The organism is Micromonospora sp. Llam0 (genome assembly GCF_003751085.1).
Classification (GTDB): domain Bacteria; phylum Actinomycetota; class Actinomycetes; order Mycobacteriales; family Micromonosporaceae; genus Micromonospora_E.
This window is the reverse complement of record NZ_RJJY01000001.1, coordinates 797,769-814,823: the sequence shown is the minus strand read 5'-3', so window position 1 is coordinate 814,823 and position 17,055 is coordinate 797,769. Positions and strand designations below refer to the sequence as shown.

The following is a 17,055-nucleotide window of genomic DNA, read 5'->3' as shown; positions in this document are numbered from 1 at the left end:
CCGGCCCGGTCGGGTGTGACGCGGTCAGCGCTGCGACGTCTCGTGCACCAGCTCGACGACCCTGGTCAGCACGTCCGGGTCGGTCTCCGGCAGCACCCCGTGACCGAGGTTGAACACGTGTCCCGGGGCGGCGAGTCCGTCGGCCAGCACCCGCCGGACCTCGGACTGCACCACCGGCCACGGCGCGAGCAGCAGACACGGGTCGAGGTTGCCCTGCACGGCGCGGTCCGGACCGATCCGCACGGTCGCGGCGTCCAGCGGGGTACGCCAGTCCACCCCCACCACGTCCGCGCCGGCCTCGCCCATCGCACCGAGCAGTTCGGCGGTCCCCACTCCGAAATGGATCCGGGGCACGCCGGCGTCGGCCAGGCCGTGCAGCACCGCTGCGGAGTGCGGCAGTACATGCCGGCGGTAGTCGGCCTCGGAGAGCGTCCCGGCCCAGGAGTCGAACAGCTGGACCGCGGCGACACCCGCCGCGACCTGCACCCGGAGGAACTCCAGGGTGATCTCGGCGAGCCGGGCGCAGAGCGCGTGCCAGGTCTGCGGATCGCCGTGCATCAGGGCCTTGGTCCGCCCGTGGGTTCGCGACGGTCCGCCTTCGACCAGGTAGCTGGCCAGGGTGAACGGCGCACCCGCGAACCCGATCAGCGGGGTCGCGCCGAGCGCGGCGACCAGCAGCCGGACCGCCTCGTCGACGAAGCCGACGTCGTCGGGGGTGATCCGGCGGAGCCGACCGACATCGGCGGCGCTGCGAACCGGTTCGGCGATGACCGGCCCGGTGCCGGCGACGATGTCCAACTCGACGCCGGCCGCCGCCACCGGAACGACGATGTCGCTGAACAGAATCGCGGCGTCCACGCCGTGCCGGCGCACCGGCTGCATGGTGATCTCGGCGACCAGGTCCGGCCGCCGGCAGGACTCCAGCATGCCGATGCCGCTGCGCAGCTGGCGGTACTCGGGCAGCGATCGACCGGCCTGGCGCATGAACCACACCGGCGTGTGCGGCACCGGTTCCCGGCGACAGGCCCGGACGAATGCGGAGGTGGCCAGCGGGGCCGGGACGGGTGTGTCGGGTGTCGCGTCGTGGGCGGCGTTGCCCGGCGTCGTCGTGGTCATCGGCGCCAATGGTGCCACGGCTGCCCGGCAGGTCGGCAGCCGCCGCCCCGATCGGATCGGGGCGGCGGCTGCCGATCCGGGGCCCGGCGAAGCGCTGTCGTCGCGGTCACCGCCACTGGGCCCCGGCGCGCCGATCCCCATCTGGTGGGAGCGCGGCCTAGGCTTTTGGCCATGGCCCCCCTTACCGCGTTGCCCGAGGCGTTCCACCGCGCCGTCGCCGGACTGCGCGCGGTGACCCCTCGGGAGGAGATCCAGATCGAGGAGGTCGGCGCCCCCCAGCGGCTGGCCCCGTACGCGTTCGCGTTGAGCGCCACGGTGCTGCGCGGCTCGGACGAGGTGGCCACCGGCCGGTTGGTCCTGCTGCACGACCCGGACGGACACGACGCCTGGCAGGGCACCCTGCGCCTGGTCACCTACGTCACCGCCGACCTGGAGGTCGACCTGGTCGCGGACCCGCTGCTGCCGACCGTCGGCTGGACCTGGTTGACCGATGCGTTGGACGCCCACGGGGCCGCCTACGGCGCGCTGGGCGGCACGGTGACCCAGACCTGCTCCACCCGGTTCGGCGAGCTGGCCGGCCCGCCTGCGGGCGGCGACATCGAGATCCGTGCCTCGTGGACGCCGTCGACCACCGGGCTCGACGCGCACCTGAGGGCCTGGTGTGACCTGCTGGCGTCGACCGCCGGCCTGCCACCGCCGGGGGTGACGGTGCTGCCGGGCGGGCGGCGGCCGGCCGGCACCGCCTGACGCGATCAGCAGATCTCGAACACGTCGCAGGCGGTACGGATCGGCACAGCCAACCCGATCCCCTCGGCGTCGCGCGCCTTCGCGGTGGCGATGCCCACCACCTGCTTGCTGCTGTTGATCACCGGCCCGCCGGAGTTGCCGGGGTTGATCGGAGCGTCGAACTGGATGACCGGGCCGGCGCTGTCGTCGGCGTCCCGCAACGCGCTGACCACCCCGGTGGTCACCGAGTCGACGAGCCCGAGCGGTGCCCCGACGACTACGATCTGCTGGCCGGACTTGACCTCGTCGGGAGCTGGCGGCAGGCCGGGGAAGGAACGGTCGGTCCGCAGCTGCGCCACGTCGCTGTCCTCGTCCACCGCGACGACCGCCGCCTCGATCCGTTCACCGTCGCGCTCCAGAAAGACGCGCCGATTGCCGGCCAGATAGCTGGGCTCGACGACGTGGTAGTTGGTCAGCAGGTCGGTGCCGCCGCCGGCTGACTCGCCCACCGCGAAGGCCGTGCCGGTGAACCGTCCGGCACTGACCCGGAAGACGCTGGGCAGCACCGCCGTGGCGATCGCCTCCGGGTCGAAGGCCGCACCGACCTGCCGTTCCAACTCGGCGGCGCGCGCCTCGACCAACTCGAAGCGGTCGGCGTCGGCGCCCTGCGCCCGGGCCAGCCGCTGGTCGACCTCGGCCAGTCGGGTGGTCAACTGGCGGATCTGGTACGTCTGGAAACCCGCCAGGCCGGCCAGGAGCAGGACCAGCAGCAGCGCGGTCGCCCCTGGCCATCCCCGCCGGACCGGGGTGACCCGGCGGAGTTGGTCGGCCGGCGGCGCCCACGAGCCCGGACGGTCCGAGGTCGCCTTGGCCGGCGACCAGGACGTCGACAGGTCGGGAGCAGGGGGCGGCTCGCTGACGGCATGAGCTTCCTCGGCCGGGTAAGCGTCCTCGGCGGCGTAAGCGTCCTCGGCGGCGTAAGCGTTGTCGGCGGCGCCGGCCGCCGGCAGCGCCTGCGCCTCCGGTGCGGCGTGCCGCGGACCGGGGATGTCCGGCACAGCGACGGAGCGCGGATCGTCGTACCCACTGGTCATCTCGTGGCAGCCTCTCCTTCAACGCGGCAGCCGGCCCACCTGCCGCTGAGCGGCGTAACGACCGTACCGGGCAGTACGGTGTTTGTCGTCACCTCTCGCCCGGTGATCACACGATTGCCACCCGTTGGACACATCACCGGGGTGTCGCCGGTCAACTCGACCGGCCCGCAGCCGACGCGCCGGTGACACCTCGTGCGGCCGGCGGCAGGCCGGGCACTAGGGTTGTCAGGTGACCGACGAATCCCCCCTGCGCCGTCGGACCGCGCAACGCCCAGCAGGGAGCGAGCCGCACCACCCGCTGGCGCAGCCGCCGGCGTCCGATGTCGTGGGGTCCGACTCCCCGCCCGGCGGGCCCGTTGCGCTGACCGCTCCCCGCGACGGCACCCCTGCACCGGTGGCCGACGACGACGCTCTCGCCGAGGCCGTCGCCCGGTTCGCTGCCGGCTCCGGTCCGGTCGCCATCGACGCCGAACGCGCCTCCGGATACCGCTACACCCAACGTGCCTATCTGGTGCAGTTGCGCCGGGCGGGTGCCGGTACGGCGTTGATCGACCCGCTGCCGCTGCCGGAGCTGGGCACGCTCGACGCCGCGATCGCCGATGCCGAATGGGTGCTGCACGCCGCCAGCCAGGATCTGCCCTGCCTGGCCGATGTCGGGCTGCGCCCACGCCGGTTGTTCGACACCGAGTTGGCCGCCCGGCTGGCCGGCTACGAGCGGGTGGGGCTGGCCGCGCTGACCGAGGCGCTGCTCGGCTTCTCGCTGGAGAAGCATCACTCCGCCGCCGACTGGTCGACCCGCCCGCTACCGGAGTCGTGGCTGACCTATGCGGCGCTCGACGTCGAACTGCTGGTCGAGCTGCGGGACGTACTCGCTCTGGAGTTGGAACGCCAGGGCAAGCAGCAGTGGGCGGCTGAGGAGTTCGCCGCCCTGGTCGCCTGGGGCAGCCAGCCGACCCGGGTGCGGCCGGAGCCGTGGCGGCGGACCTCCGGCATCCATCGGGTACGCGGAGCGCGGGCCCAGGCCCGGGTACGCGCGCTGTGGCAGGCCCGAGACGACGTCGCCGCCCGCCGCGATTCGGCACCGGGCCGGGTGCTGCCGGATTCGGCGGTCATCGCGGCGGCCGAACTCGACCCCCGGGACGAGCGGGCCCTGCTGGCGTTGCCTGGTTTCAACGGACGCTCGGTCCGGCGGTTGGCGCGAATCTGGCTGGACGCACTGGACATCGCCCGCGCCCTGCCCGACGACGCCCTGCCGACCACGCCCCCGGTCGACGGCCCTCCCCCGCCGCACCGCTGGGCGGAACGGGACCCGGCGGCCGCGGCACGGCTGGCCCGTTGCCGGGAGGTGGTGATCCGGACGGCCGCGGCGAACCTGCTGCCACCGGAGAACCTGATCGCGCCGGACTCGGTCCGCCGACTCGCCTGGACTCCGCCCGAGGAGATCACCGACGAGTCGGTGGCGGCGACGTTGCAGGGGTTCGGTGCCCGCACCTGGCAGGTGTCGTTGATCGTGGCGGAGCTGAGCGCCGCGCTGCGGGACCCGCCGCAGTAGGCCGCCGCAGTAGGCCGCCGCGGCGGGTCGCTCGCTCAGTCGTCGAGCACCTGGTCCCGCCGCGCCGACCAGGCCAGCGAGTGCCGGATCCCGTCGGCGATGGACAGCTCGGGCTTCCAGTCGAGTAGCCGACGCGCCCGGACGCTGCGGGTGTACGAGCCGGCGGCGTCACCGGGGCGGGGCCCGGTGTCCCGGACCCGCAGCGGCTGGTCGACCACCGAGCGGAAGGCCTCGACGAACTCACGCACCGTGGTGCCGTCGCCGGTGCCGAGGTTGAGCACCTCGTAGCGACGGTCGGCGCCGACCGGCAGGATCTCGTCGAAGTGGCGCAGCGCCTGCACGTGCGCCCGGGCCAGGTCCCAGACGTGGATGTAGTCGCGGATTCCCGAGCCGTCGCGGGTGGGCCAGTCGACCCCGGTGATGGTGAACTCGGCCCCGGTCTGCACGGCGGTGATCAGCTTGCCGAGGACGTGGGTGGGCTGGCGGATCTGCAGGCCGGTACGCAGCTGCGGGTCGGCGCCGATCGGGTTGAAGTAGCGCAGCGACAGTGCCCGCAGCGGCATGGCGGCGGCGCAGTCGGCGAGCAGCATCTCCATCACCGCCTTGGTCCGCGCGTACGGGCTGGTCGGCTCGAGCGGCGAGGACTCGTCGACGGAGAAGTCCTCACCCGGCCGGTAGATCGACGCCGAGGAGCTGAACAGGTACCGCTCGGCTCCGTTGCGGGCCACGTGGTCGATGAAGTCGATCGACTTCGCGACGTTCTCCCGGTAGTAGCGCAGCGGTTCGGCGACCGATTCGGGCACCACGATCAGCGCCGCGGCGTGCACCACCGCGCTGATGTCCGGGTGTTCGGCGAAGATCCGGTCGATCAGTGCGCCGTCGGCGATGTCGCCCTGGTAGAAGATCCGGTCGCGGGTGAACTCGATCCGCCCGGTGCTCAGGTTGTCCAGCACCACCGGCTCGATGCCGTCGTCGAGGCAGGCGGAGGCGATCGTACTGCCGATGAAGCCCGCGCCTCCGGCGATCAGAACCTTCACCGTGTCTCCTCTGTTGGGTTGTCGTCCGTCTGGGGTTGGTCGTCGGTCGCCCGTCCGGCGGGTCGCGAATGTCCGGTGCGGGCGGTGGCGCACGATTGACAGTCACGGTACCGGAGCCGGATCGCACCGAACCGGCGGAGGCGACCCCCGCCGGTGGCCCTGGTGTGTCCCGGGCCACACCAGGGCCACCGGCCGACAATTGTTACCGACAAGTAGCATGAAGGTCTGCCCCGCGTACCCAGGCCGGCAAGGAGGCCCTATCGTGCCGCGTGAAGTCCGGGACGTCGTCTTTGTCGACGGCGTCCGTACCCCGTTCGGCAAGGCCGGCGGGATGTACGCCCACACCCGTGCCGACGACCTCGTCATCCGCTGCATCCGCGAACTGCTGCGGCGCAATCCGCAACTGCCCCCCGACCGGGTCGAGGAGGTAGCCATCGCGGCGACCACCCAGACCGGGGACCAGGGGCTCACCATCGGTCGCACCGCCGCGCTGCTGGCCGGGCTACCCAAGACGGTGCCCGGCTTCGCCATCGACCGGATGTGCGCCGGCGCGATGACCGCGGTCACCTCGGTAGCCGGCGGCGTCGCGATGGGCGCCTACGACGTGGCCATCGCCGGCGGCGTCGAACACATGGGCCGGCACCCGATGGGCGAAGGCGTCGACCCCAACCCACGCATCCTGGCCGAGAAGCTGGTCGACCCGTCCGCGCTGATCATGGGCGCGACCGCGGAGAACCTGCACGACCGGCTGCCCGGCATCACCAAGGCACGCGCCGACGCCTTCGCCCTCGCCTCCCAGGTCAAGACCGCCAAGGCGTACGCCAACGGCAAGCTGCAGCCCGACCTGGTCCCGGTCGCGGTCCGCGACCCGGAGACCGGCTGGGGGCTGGCAGTCGTCGACGAGGCCCCCCGGGAGACCTCGCTGGAGAAGCTGGCCACCCTCAAGACCCCGTTCCGGCCACACGGCCGGGTCACCGCCGGCAACGCCGCCGGGCTCAACGACGGCGCGACCGCCAGCGTGATCGCCGCCGAGGACGTGGCCCGCGACCTGGGTCTGCCGGTGGCGATGCGGCTGGTCTCGTACGGCTTCGTCGGCGTCGAACCGGAGGTGATGGGCGTCGGCCCGATCCCGGCCACCGAGAAGGCGCTGCGGCTGGCCGGGCTGGGCATCGACGACATCGGCCTGTTCGAGCTGAACGAGGCGTTCGCCGTCCAGGTGTTGGCCTTCCTCGACCACTTCGGCATCGACGCCGACTACCCGCGGGTCAACCCGTGGGGTGGCGCCATCGCCATCGGGCACCCGCTGGCCTCCTCCGGCGTACGGCTGATGACCCAGCTGGCCCGGCAGTTCGCCGAACATCCCGAGGTGCGCTACGGGCTGACCGCGATGTGCATCGGCATCGGCATGGGCGGCTCGGTCATCTGGGAGAACCCGGCCTGGACCGGCCCGGCACAGCAGGGAGACGAGAACTGATGCTGCACAACCCCGACGAGGTGGTCACCCGGGCGCTGGTCCGGCAGGTGAACGTACCCGGACTGGACCGGCCCGCCGCGCTGATCACCCTGGACAACGGCCTGGACCACCGCAAACCCAACACCCTCGGGCCGGCCGGGCTGGCCGGCCTGGACGCGGCGATCACCGAGGCGCTGGCTGGCGAGCCGGCCTTCGTGGCGGTCACCGGCAAGCCGTACGTCTTCTGCGTCGGCGCCGACCTCACCGCGATGCCGCAGCTCGTCGACCGTGAGCAGGCGCTGGAGATCGGCCGGACGGGCCACCGGATCTTCGCCCGGCTGCGCGACAGCGCGATGCCGACCTTCGCGTTCGTCAACGGTGCCGCGATGGGTGGCGGGCTGGAACTCGCCCTGCACTGCCACTACCGGACGCTGTCCGGCGGAGCCGGTCCGCTGGCCCTGCCGGAGGTGTCCCTCGGTCTGGTGCCGGGCTGGGGAGGCACCCAGTTGCTGCCGAACCTGATCGGCATCCCGGCCGCCGCACAGGTGATCATCCAGAACCCGTTGACCCAGAACAAGATGCTCAAGCCGAAGCAGGCCGCAGAGATGGGCATCGCCGACGTGCTGCTCGAACCGGCCGACTTCCTGGAGCGGTCCCTGCAGTGGGCGGCCGGTGTGGTCACCGGCGAGGTCACCGTCGACCGCCCGGAGGTCGACCGGGACATGTGGGACGGGGTGCTCTACTTCGCCCGCCAACTGCTCGACCAGCGGTTGCACGGCGCGGTACCGGCCGCCTACCGGGCCCTCGACCTGCTCACGCTGGCCAAGGAGACCCCGTTCGCCGATGGCACGGCCGCCGAGGACGAGGCCCTCGCCGACCTGATCCTGTCCGAGGAGCTGCGCAGCGGGCTGTACGCGTTCGACCTGGTCCAACGGCGCGCCAAGCGGCCGGCCGGCGCCCCCTCGGCGGACCTGGCCCGGCCGGTCACCAAGGTCGGCGTCGTCGGGGCCGGGCTGATGGCTTCCCAGTTGGCGCTGCTGTTCGCCCGCCGGCTGCAGGTGCCGGTGGTGCTCACCGACCTGGACCAGGCCCGGGTGGACGCCGGGCTGAGCTACGTGCACTCCGAGATCGAGAAGCAGGTCGGCAAGGGCCGGATGGACACCGGCACGGCGGCGAAGCTGCTGGCGCTGGTGAGCGGGTCGGTCGACAAGAGCGCCTTCGCCGACGCCGATTTCGTCATCGAGGCCGTCTTCGAGGACCTCAAGGTCAAGAAGCAGGTGTGGGCCGAGGTCGAGGCGATCGTCGGCCCCGAGACGATCCTGGCCACCAACACCTCGTCGCTGTCGGTCTCCGACATGGCCGCTGACCTGGCCCACCCCGAACGGGTGGTCGGCTTTCACTTCTTCAACCCGGTCGCCGTCCTGCCGCTGCTGGAGATCGTCCGCGGGGAGCGGACCGACGATGCGGCCCTGGCCACCGCGTTCGCCGTCGGCAAGCAGCTGCGCAAATCCTGCGTGCTGGTGTCGGACGCCCCGGCCTTCGTGGTAAACCGGCTGCTGACCCGGTTCCTCGGCGAGATCTTCGCGGCGGTGGACGCCGGCACCCCGCCGGAGGTCGCCGACGCCGCGCTGGATCCGCTCGGCCTGCCGATGCGGCCGCTGGCCCTGCTGCAGCTGGTCGGCCCGCCGGTGGCCCACCATGTCGGCGGTACGTTGCACGCCGCGTACCCGGACCGGTTCACGGTCAGCGACAACCTGCGGCGGATCGCCGAGTCCGGGCTGCCGCTGATGGTGGACGACGAGATCAACCCCGAGATCGGCAAGCTGCTGGAAGTCGGGTCGCAGCCGTTGACCGACGAGCAGGTCCGGCAACGGGCCCTCGACGCGTTGGCGCAGGAGGCCCGGCTGATGCTCGACGAGGGTGTGGTCGCCGAACCGCAGGACATCGACCTGTGCCTGATCCTCGGCGCGGGATGGCCGTTCCACCTCGGCGGGATCACCCCGTACCTGGACCGGACCGGCACCTCGCAGCGGGTCACCGGCCGCCGGTTCCTGCCCGCCGGGGTGGCCAGCGGCTCAGCCGATTGACAAAACGGAACGGGATGTCGAGGCCGAAGTTCGGCTCGACATCCCGTTTTTCGCCTCAGGCTTGCCTACATGCAGGACAGATTCCAGACCTACTTGTAGGACAAGTTCGTCTGACCCTCGATCACCCGGCCGGCGATGTACAGGTCCCCCCCGCGAGTCGAGAACTGCGATGATCTTCTTTTCACTTCCGTAATGGGTGGTGAAGAAGATCTTGTCCGCTTCCTGCGAGGTCGAATAGTTCGTGTTGACCGAGAGCTCGATACTGACCGGCGAACTGATCACGACATCCTTTTTGGGCGAGTGATCGTAGACCTGGTTCTGCCGGAGCCGGATGCGCCCGGGGGTGTCACCCTCGTCCCAATCCGTTGCGAGTCCAAGATCGACGTCGGGCATCGGATCTCCTTTCGTTTGCCCGGAATCCCTCCGGTAGGTCAACCCAACTGGACAACCGCATCGGAGTCGATGCACCTCAGCCATCGACGCGACCAATTTCCCCCACCCGATCCGGCGCCAATTCAATGGTATGACAACCACAACCCCGTTGGCTAGACACAAAATTTGTCAGCAAAGCCGACCAACACCTTCACCTTAATGCAATTTCCACGACACCCAACCCCCACGAACCGACCACTTCGCCCCAAAATGACTGGCCAGCCTCGCAACACCTGTTAATTCGAGAGGATGATTCATATAATCGGTTCCGGCAAAACCTAGTTATCGGGACCAAAGTCAAACCGATGGTGGTCAAATGAAACATTGCTGACACCCCGCCTCGCGGGTGGGCCCGGAAGGTCAGGGCGCAGTGGGCAGTCAGTTCCGACGTACCGGCGAGGCGGCCACCGGCAGTGGCGTGTCAGCAGCGGGCAACATCAAGGTGACTTCAAGGCCGCCCCCGGGTTGGGACACGGCGGACACCGTACCGCCGTGCGCGTCGGCCACCGCCCGTACGATCGACAGGCCCAGGCCGGAGCCGCGCGCCCCGGTCCGTTCCCGGCCACCCCGGCGGAACGGCTCGAACAGGCCCGGCACGTCGGCCTGGTCCACCTCGAAGCCGGTGTTGCCGACCAGCAGGTAGACGTGCGACCCGTGGCTGCCGGTCCGCGCCCACAGCCGACCGTGCAGGTGGTTGTAGCGCACCGCGTTCTCGATCAGATTGCCGGCCAACCGGTCCAGCAGGCTGGGGTCGCCGATCACCACCGCCGGGTCCAGGGCGGTACGGACGTCCAGCTTCAGCCGGCGGGTCTCGGCCTGCACGGCCGACAACGCCGCACAGACCCCCTCGGCCAGGTCCCGGGGCACCTTACGGACCAGCCGCCGCCCGGACTGCGCCTCGCTGCTGGCCAGCACCAGCAACGCGTCGAACAGCCCGTTGGCCCGCTCCGAGGCGTCCCGGACCACCGTCGCCATCCGCCGGTACTCGGCCAGATCGGCGGTATCGTCGGCCATCGTCACGTCGATCTCGGTGCGCATCACCGCCAGCGGGGTACGCAGCTCGTGCGAGGCGTTGGCGACGAACCGCTTCTGGGCCTCGAACGACGCGCTGAGCCGGTCCAGCATGTCGTCGAAGGTCGCGGCGAGCTCAGCCACCTCGTCACCGGTGCCGGAGTAGCCGATCCGCTGGTCCAGGGTCTGTTCGCCGAGCCGCCGGGCGGTCGACGTCACCTGCTGCAGTGGACGCAGCGCCCGGCCGACGACGGCGTACGCACCGACCACCCCGACCACGCTGATCGCCAGCAGCGCGACCAACGCCTTGGCCAGCAGCTCACGGGACGCCCGCTCGACGATCCCGTCCTGCCAGGCTGCCGCGTCCATCTCGCGACCGTCGGCGAGCACCACGGTGGTCCCCGGCACGAGCTGGTCCGCCGGTCGCAGCGCGTCGGTGACCAGCAGCCAGGCGAGCAGTATGAAGACGGCCAGCGAGCCGACCAGCAGGACGGCGTTGAACAGAGTGAGCCGCAGCCGCAGGGTCGGCCGGGGCATACGCAGCGTCGGCCAGCGTCGACGCCTCGGGTCCACCGCCGACGCCGCCGGGGCAGCAGATCCGGGCAGCCGGTTCACTGGTACGCCTCGTCACGCGGCTCCGGCCCGGTCACGCGGTACCCGGCCCCGACCACGGTCTCGATCAGCGGGGGTTCCCCGAGCTTGCGGCGCAGCGTCATCACCGTCACCCGTACGGTGGTGGTGAACGGATCGGTGTTGGCGTCCCAGACCCGCTCCAGCAGCTCCTCGCTGGACACCACCGCGCCGCGCGCCTTGACCAGCTCCTCCAACACGCCGAACTCCTTGCGGGTGAGATCGACCGGCTGGCCGTCCCGGGTGGCCACCCGGCGGGCGGGGTCGACGGTCAGGTCGGCGACGGTCAGCACCGGCGGGGCCGCCGGGGTGGCCCGCCGGCCGAGGGCCTGCACCCGGGCGACGAGCTCGGTGAACGCGAACGGCTTCGGCAGGTAGTCGTCGGCGCCCAACTGCAGACCTTCGACCCGGTCGGCGACGGTGCCGCTGGCGGTCAGCATCAGCACCCGGGTGAGAGCGCCGGAACTGACCAGGTCCGCGCAGATCTGGTCACCGTGCACGCCGGGCAGGTCGCGGTCGAGCACCACCACGTCGTAGCGGGTCACGAAGGCCATCTCGTGTCCGGCGGAGCCGTCGTACGCCACGTCGACCGCCATGCCCTGCCGACGCAACCCACGGACGATCGCGTCGGCGAGGTTGCGCTCGTCCTCGACCACCAGTACCCGCACCGCGACCTCCTGTACCCGTCCGGTCCCACCCTGCGCAGGCCCGCGTTAAGCCTGCGTGAAGCGGCGGGATGAATCACAAACTAGTCGAGTCGCCCGTCGACGCTGGGCACCGATCCCGGCACCCACGACCCACCGGTCACCATGAAAGCACTGTCCGCAACATTTCCGGTAACTCGAGTGGTTCGTCAAGGTGCGTTGGACTCGCGAGACGACGGTTGGGTCGGCGACGTATCGGCGATAACGGGGCCGCGAGACGAGCCGGCCACCTCCGCCGCCATCTCGAACGGCCACCGACTGTCCACCGCGACCACGAGCAGTCACGGCCGGAAACTACCGCTTGCCAACACCGGAAGTTTCTGAAAATCTAGATACATCGATTGGTGTGTTAACGCTAACACCCATCTGCCCTTGGAGGACATGTTCAAAAGAATGCGGATATGCCCGATTCATCGGCTTGGCGCCTCAGCACCGAGGCGCCCGAACGCCCGCGCCGACTCACCAACGTGCTCAGGTGCCCGACGCCGGCAGAGGTCGGCACTCTCCGTCGCTACCGGGGTGGCCGGCCGTCCAATCAGCGTCACCAACCGTCCCCTGCTGGCCACGGATACGCATCGCCGCTGGCCAGCTCGTACCTGAGGAGTGACACATTGTCCTACTTCCCTGTCGGAGGATCAGCATGATCTCCCAGACCCGTCCTGCCCGACGTCGGTTCCGAACGCTCTGGGCATCCGGCATCGCCGCACTTGTCGTAGTCCTGACCGTGTCGTTGATGCCGAATCTCGCCAGCGCGGCCGAAAGCACCCTGGGGGCGGCCGCGGCCCAGTCCGGCCGCTACTTCGGCACCGCCGTCGCCGCCAACAAACTCGGCGACTCGACCTACGTGAACATCCTCAACCGGGAGTTCAACAGCGTCACCGCCGAAAACGAGATGAAACTCGACGCCACCGAACCACAACAGAACCAGTTCAACTTCACCAACGGCGACCGGATCGTCAACCACGCCCTCTCCCGCGGCATGGCCGTCCGCGGCCACACCCTCGCCTGGCACTCCCAGCAACCCGGCTGGATGCAGAGCATGGAAGGCAACGCCCTCCGCCAGGCCATGCTCAACCACGTCACCCGCGTCGCCTCCTACTACCGAGGCAAGATCCACTCCTGGGACGTCGTCAACGAAGCCTTCGAAGACGGCAACTCCGGCGCCCGCCGCAACTCCAACCTCCAACGCACCGGCAACGACTGGATCGAAGCCGCCTTCCGCGCCGCCCGCGCCGCCGACCCCGACGCCAAACTCTGCTACAACGACTACAACATCGACAACTGGTCCTGGGCCAAGACCCAGGCCGCCTACAACCTCGTCCGCGACTTCAAACAACGCGGCGTACCCATCGACTGCGTCGGCCTGCAGTCACACTTCAACTCCCAGTCCCCCTACCCCTCGAACTACCGCACCACCCTGTCCAGCTTCGCCGCCCTCGGCGTCGACGTACAGATCACCGAACTCGACATCGAAGGCTCCGGCAGCAGCCAGGCCAACGCCTTCCGCGGCGTCGTCAACGACTGCCTCGCCATCGCCCGCTGCACCGGCATCACCGTCTGGGGCATCCGCGACAGCGACTCCTGGCGCAGCTACGGCACCCCACTACTGTTCGACAACAACGGCAACAAAAAGCAGGCGTACGACGCCACCCTCTCCGCACTGAACAGCGCCACCCCGGTACCGACCACCGCACCGCCGACCACCGCACCGCCGACCACGCCACCACCGAACGGACCGATCGACCCGAGCGCGTACTACGAGGTGGTGAACCGCAACAGCGGCAAGGCGCTGGACGTCTGCGGGGTGTCCACCGCTGACAACGCCTGCATTCAGCAGTACGCCAGGTCGGGTGGGAACAACCAGCAGTGGCAGTTCGTCGACTCCGGCGGTGGCTACTACCGGCTACGTGCCCGGCATTCAGGCAAGGTGCTCGACGTCTACAACTGGTCGACCGCCAACGGCGCGGCCATCGTGCAGTGGAGCGACCTCAACGGCACCAACCAGCAGTGGCGGGTAGCCAACTCCGATGGCGGCTACATCCGGCTGATCAGCCGACACAGCAACAAGGCCCTCGAGGTACAGGGCGCGTCGACCGCCGACGGTGGCGCCGTGGTGCAGTACGACGACTGGGGCGGCGCCAATCAGCAGTGGCAGTTGATCCGGGTCGGCGGCAATCCGAACCCCAACCCGACCACCGCTCCGCCGACCACCGCGCCGCCGACGACCCCGCCACCGACCACCGCACCGCCGACCTGCAATCTGCCGTCGACGTACCGCTGGACCTCCACCGGAGCACTCGCCCAACCCCGCTCCGGCTGGGTGTCGTTGAAGGACTTCACCCACGCCCCCTACAACGGCCAACACCTCGTCTACGCCACCAACCACGACTACGGCACCAGCTGGGGCTCCATGAACTTCGGCCTCTTCTCCAACTGGAACCAGATGGGCTCCGCCAGCCAGAACGCCATGCCCTTCTCCGCCGTCGCACCGTCGCTGTTCTACTTCGCCCCCCGCAACATCTGGATCCTCGCCTACCAATGGGGCGGCCCCGCCTTCTCCTACCGCACCTCCACCAACCCGGCCGACGTCAACAGCTGGTCCGCCCACCAGACCCTCTTCACCGGCAGCATCAGCAACTCCGGCACCGGACCCATCGACCAGGCACTCATCGGCGACGACCAGAACATGTACCTCTTCTTCGCCGGCGACAACGGCCGCATCTACCGCGCCAGCATGCCCATCGGCAACTTCCCCGCCAGCTTCGGCTCCAACTACACCACCATCATGACCGACACCACCAACAACCTCTTCGAAGGCGTCCAGGTCTACAAACTCCAAGGCCAACAGCGCTACCTCATGATCGTCGAAGCCATCGGCTCCCAGGGCCGCTACTTCCGCTCCTTCACCGCCACCAACCTCGGCGGCACCTGGACCCCCCAAGCCACCAGCGAAAACAACCCCTTCGCCGGCCGCGCCAACAGCGGCGCCACCTGGACCAACGACATCAGCCACGGCGAACTCATCCGCACCAACGCCGACCAGACCATGACCATCGACCCCTGCAACCTCCAACTCCTCTACCAAGGACGCTCCCCCAACTCCGGCGGCGACTACGGCCTCCTGCCCTACCGCCCCGGCGTCCTCACCCTGCAACGCTGACCCACCACACCACACCACACCACAGCATGACGGGCGGGCCCGGCATCCACGCCGGGCCCGCCCGTCATGCCGCACGGTGGGCGTAATCGGATACGGGTCAGCTGACTCGGCGTCGGCGTGTCGAGTCGATGAGGCGAAGCGGATCAGCCCCGAACGACAGCCGGTCGCTGGGATCCGCAGGCGCGGCTGTCGAGGGAACCCGCATGGACCCTGATGGCTTATTCGGCCGTGTACCCGTCTCCTTCGGTGGGTCAGTAGGGTTGTTGTGGTCATGTCGATGCAACCGAGGCCGTGGCCAGACGTTCCGGAGCAGACCGCGCGGATGGCGCGGGCGGCGTTCCGGAAAGGGAACCTGGCGACGCGGATCCGTGACGAACTCGGCCAGGTGTACGAGGACGCCCGGTTCTCGGCGGCGTTCGGGCTCCGGGGACGGCCGGGGATCTCCCCGGCACAGTTGATGACCGCCAGCGTGTTGCAGTTCTCGGAGAACCTGACCGACCGTCAGGCCGCCGACGCGGTCCGGGACCGAATCACCTGGAAATACGCCCTCGGTCTGGAACTCGACGATCCGGGTTTCGACCCCACCGTCCTGTCGGAGTTCCGGGACCGGCTGGTCGCCGGTGACCTGACCAGCCTGGCCCTGGACGCCCTGCTGCGACGCCTGGCCGGGCTCGGACTGGTCAAGGCCCGGGGCCGCCAACGCACCGATTCCACCCACGTACTCGGCGCGATCCGCGACCTCAACCGCCTCGAACTGGCCGGAGAGACACTACGGGCGGCGTTGGAAGCCCTCGCCGCGGCGGCACCGCACTGGCTCACCTCGGTCATCGACGATTCCTGGACCGGCGTCTACGGCACCCGCGTCGACAACCTACGCCTGCCCGAGAGCCAGACCAGACGTGACGAGTTGACGGTCCGCTACGGCATCGACGGCTACCACCTGCTCGACGCGGCGCACCACCCGGACGCACCGGAATGGCTGGCACAGATCCCAGCGACACAGACGTTACGCCTGATCTGGATCCAGCAGTTCTACCGCGACACCGACGGCGCCGGACAGGAGGCGCGACGGCGGGAACACGCCCCGGACGGGGACGGTGTCCCGCCCGGCAGAGACCGCCTCATCTCCCCATACGACCCGGACGCCCGATACAGCGTCAAACGCGACACCGGCTGGGGCGGCTACAAGGTCCACTTCACCGAGACCTGCGACCCACCGACCGGCACCACCGGCCGGGAAACCGGACGCGGAGAACACCCGAACCTGATCACGAACGTGGCCACCACCACCGCGACCGTCCCGGACTCGGCCATGACCGCCATCATCCACCAGCGACTGGCCGACAAGGCACTGACTCCCGCCGAGCACCTCGTCGACTCCGGATACCCGTCCGCCGAGATCACCGCCGCCCGCCGCCCGCCGGCACGGGATCACCCTGACCTCCCCGATGCTGATCGACCCGTCCGCGCAGGCCCGCGCCGGGCGAGGCTACGACAAAGCGGCGTTCACCTTCGACTTCGACACCCGCCACGGCGTCTGTCCCCAGGGCAACACCAGCACAAGCTGGTCACCCTGCCGACAACGCGACACCGACACCATCGTGGTGTCCTGGCCGAAGAGCGTCTGCCAGCCCTGCCCCACCCGCCAGGAATGCACCCGAGGCACCCGCCGCCAGATCACCATCCACCCCCGTGACCTACACGAAGCCCTCACCGCTGCCCGCATCCAGCAGAACACCTCCGAGTGGAAGGCCCGCTACGCCGTCCGCGCCGGAGTCGAGGGCACCATGCGCCAAGCACCCATGTCACCGGGATCCGTACCGCCCGTTACCGAGGCCTGCCCAAGACCAGACTCGAACACACCCTCACGGCCACCGCGATCAACATCATCCGCCTCGACAGCTACTGGACCGGACACCCCCTCGACCGCACCCGGACAACACACCTCCAACGCCTCGACTTCACCCTCGCCGCCTGACCTACACCGAATAAGCCATCAGGGTCCGCATGACCGTCAAAACCGGCCGGGTGAGGGTCATGCGGGTTCCCTCGC

Annotated in this window: 11 protein-coding genes and 1 pseudogene; 6 read left to right on the top strand and 6 right to left on the bottom strand. The window is 69.9% G+C overall.

The genetic code is table 11. From position 1 onward, the window contains the following. Positions 1-24: 24 nt before the first annotated feature. Positions 25-1,116, bottom strand: coding sequence for a uroporphyrinogen decarboxylase (gene hemE, locus EDC02_RS03740; protein ID WP_123600744.1), 1,092 nt, complete (start codon positions 1,114-1,116; stop codon positions 25-27). A gap of 171 nt (positions 1,117-1,287) precedes the next feature. On the opposite strand from hemE, the gene EDC02_RS03735 reads away from it, so the two are divergent. Continuing rightward, positions 1,288-1,863 (top strand): DUF3000 domain-containing protein, encoded by a 576-nt coding sequence (locus EDC02_RS03735; RefSeq protein WP_123600743.1) that lies wholly within the window; start codon positions 1,288-1,290, stop codon positions 1,861-1,863. 5 nt (positions 1,864-1,868) lie between these two features. On the opposite strand, the gene EDC02_RS03730 is transcribed toward EDC02_RS03735, so the two are convergent. Beyond that, positions 1,869-2,936, bottom strand: a complete 1,068-nt coding sequence (locus EDC02_RS03730; protein WP_123600742.1) for a S1C family serine protease — start codon at positions 2,934-2,936, stop codon at positions 1,869-1,871. A gap of 229 nt (positions 2,937-3,165) precedes the next feature. Here EDC02_RS03730 and EDC02_RS03725 point away from each other — a divergent pair, with 229 nt between their 5' ends. Beyond that, entirely contained in the window at positions 3,166-4,488 is a 1,323-nt protein-coding gene (locus tag EDC02_RS03725; RefSeq protein WP_123600741.1) for an HRDC domain-containing protein, read from the top strand. A 35-nt stretch (positions 4,489-4,523) separates the two neighbouring features. On the opposite strand, the gene galE is transcribed toward EDC02_RS03725, so the two are convergent. Beyond that, the gene (gene galE / locus EDC02_RS03720; protein ID WP_123600740.1) at positions 4,524-5,525 is read right to left on the bottom strand and encodes a UDP-glucose 4-epimerase GalE; all 1,002 of its coding nucleotides are present in this window, start codon (positions 5,523-5,525) and stop codon (positions 4,524-4,526) included. A 262-nt stretch (positions 5,526-5,787) separates the two neighbouring features. Here galE and EDC02_RS03715 point away from each other — a divergent pair, with 262 nt between their 5' ends. Then, positions 5,788-6,999, top strand: coding sequence for a thiolase family protein (locus EDC02_RS03715; RefSeq protein WP_123600739.1), 1,212 nt, complete (start codon positions 5,788-5,790; stop codon positions 6,997-6,999). Next, the gene (locus EDC02_RS03710; protein ID WP_370461416.1) at positions 6,999-9,065 is read left to right on the top strand and encodes a 3-hydroxyacyl-CoA dehydrogenase NAD-binding domain-containing protein; all 2,067 of its coding nucleotides are present in this window, start codon (positions 6,999-7,001) and stop codon (positions 9,063-9,065) included. Before EDC02_RS03715 ends, EDC02_RS03710 begins: the two co-directional genes overlap by 1 nt. On the opposite strand, the gene EDC02_RS03705 is transcribed toward EDC02_RS03710, so the two are convergent. The 3 genes from EDC02_RS03705 to EDC02_RS03695 form a co-directional block, all read right to left on the bottom strand. Next, positions 9,054-9,458 (bottom strand): DUF6342 family protein, encoded by a 405-nt coding sequence (locus EDC02_RS03705; protein WP_199757490.1) that lies wholly within the window; start codon positions 9,456-9,458, stop codon positions 9,054-9,056. The two genes, EDC02_RS03710 and EDC02_RS03705, sit on opposite strands and share 12 nt — an antisense overlap. A 417-nt stretch (positions 9,459-9,875) precedes the next feature. Continuing rightward, positions 9,876-11,045, bottom strand: a complete 1,170-nt coding sequence (locus EDC02_RS03700; RefSeq protein WP_123600738.1) for a cell wall metabolism sensor histidine kinase WalK — start codon at positions 11,043-11,045, stop codon at positions 9,876-9,878. 74 nt (positions 11,046-11,119) lie between these two features. Beyond that, positions 11,120-11,806, bottom strand: coding sequence for a response regulator transcription factor (locus tag EDC02_RS03695; RefSeq protein ID WP_123600737.1), 687 nt, complete (start codon positions 11,804-11,806; stop codon positions 11,120-11,122). Between the two features lie 769 nt (positions 11,807-12,575). Here EDC02_RS03695 and EDC02_RS03690 point away from each other — a divergent pair. Together EDC02_RS03690 and EDC02_RS03685 are read left to right on the top strand one after the other, a co-directional pair. After that, complete coding sequence (locus EDC02_RS03690) at positions 12,576-15,002, top strand: non-reducing end alpha-L-arabinofuranosidase family hydrolase (protein ID WP_233605715.1); 2,427 nt, start codon at positions 12,576-12,578, stop codon at positions 15,000-15,002. A 271-nt stretch (positions 15,003-15,273) separates the two neighbouring features. Further along, a pseudogene (locus tag EDC02_RS03685) lies at positions 15,274-16,980 on the top strand (IS1182 family transposase). Positions 16,981-17,055 lie beyond the last annotated feature (75 nt).

Excerpts from the sequence above, each read along its gene's own strand:
- EDC02_RS03700 (WP_123600738.1), bottom strand. The coding sequence starts at position 11,045 with ATGCCCCGGCCGACCCTGCGGCTGCGGCTCACTCTGTTCAACGCCGTC.
- EDC02_RS03735 (WP_123600743.1), top strand. The coding sequence starts at position 1,288 with ATGGCCCCCCTTACCGCGTTGCCCGAGGCGTTCCACCGCGCCGTCGCC.
- EDC02_RS03710 (WP_370461416.1), top strand. The coding sequence starts at position 6,999 with ATGCTGCACAACCCCGACGAGGTGGTCACCCGGGCGCTGGTCCGGCAG.
- EDC02_RS03730 (WP_123600742.1), bottom strand. The coding sequence starts at position 2,936 with ATGACCAGTGGGTACGACGATCCGCGCTCCGTCGCTGTGCCGGACATC.
- EDC02_RS03690 (WP_233605715.1), top strand. The coding sequence starts at position 12,576 with ATGCCGAATCTCGCCAGCGCGGCCGAAAGCACCCTGGGGGCGGCCGCG.
- EDC02_RS03705 (WP_199757490.1), bottom strand. The coding sequence starts at position 9,458 with ATGCCCGACGTCGATCTTGGACTCGCAACGGATTGGGACGAGGGTGAC.
- hemE (WP_123600744.1), bottom strand. The coding sequence starts at position 1,116 with ATGACCACGACGACGCCGGGCAACGCCGCCCACGACGCGACACCCGAC.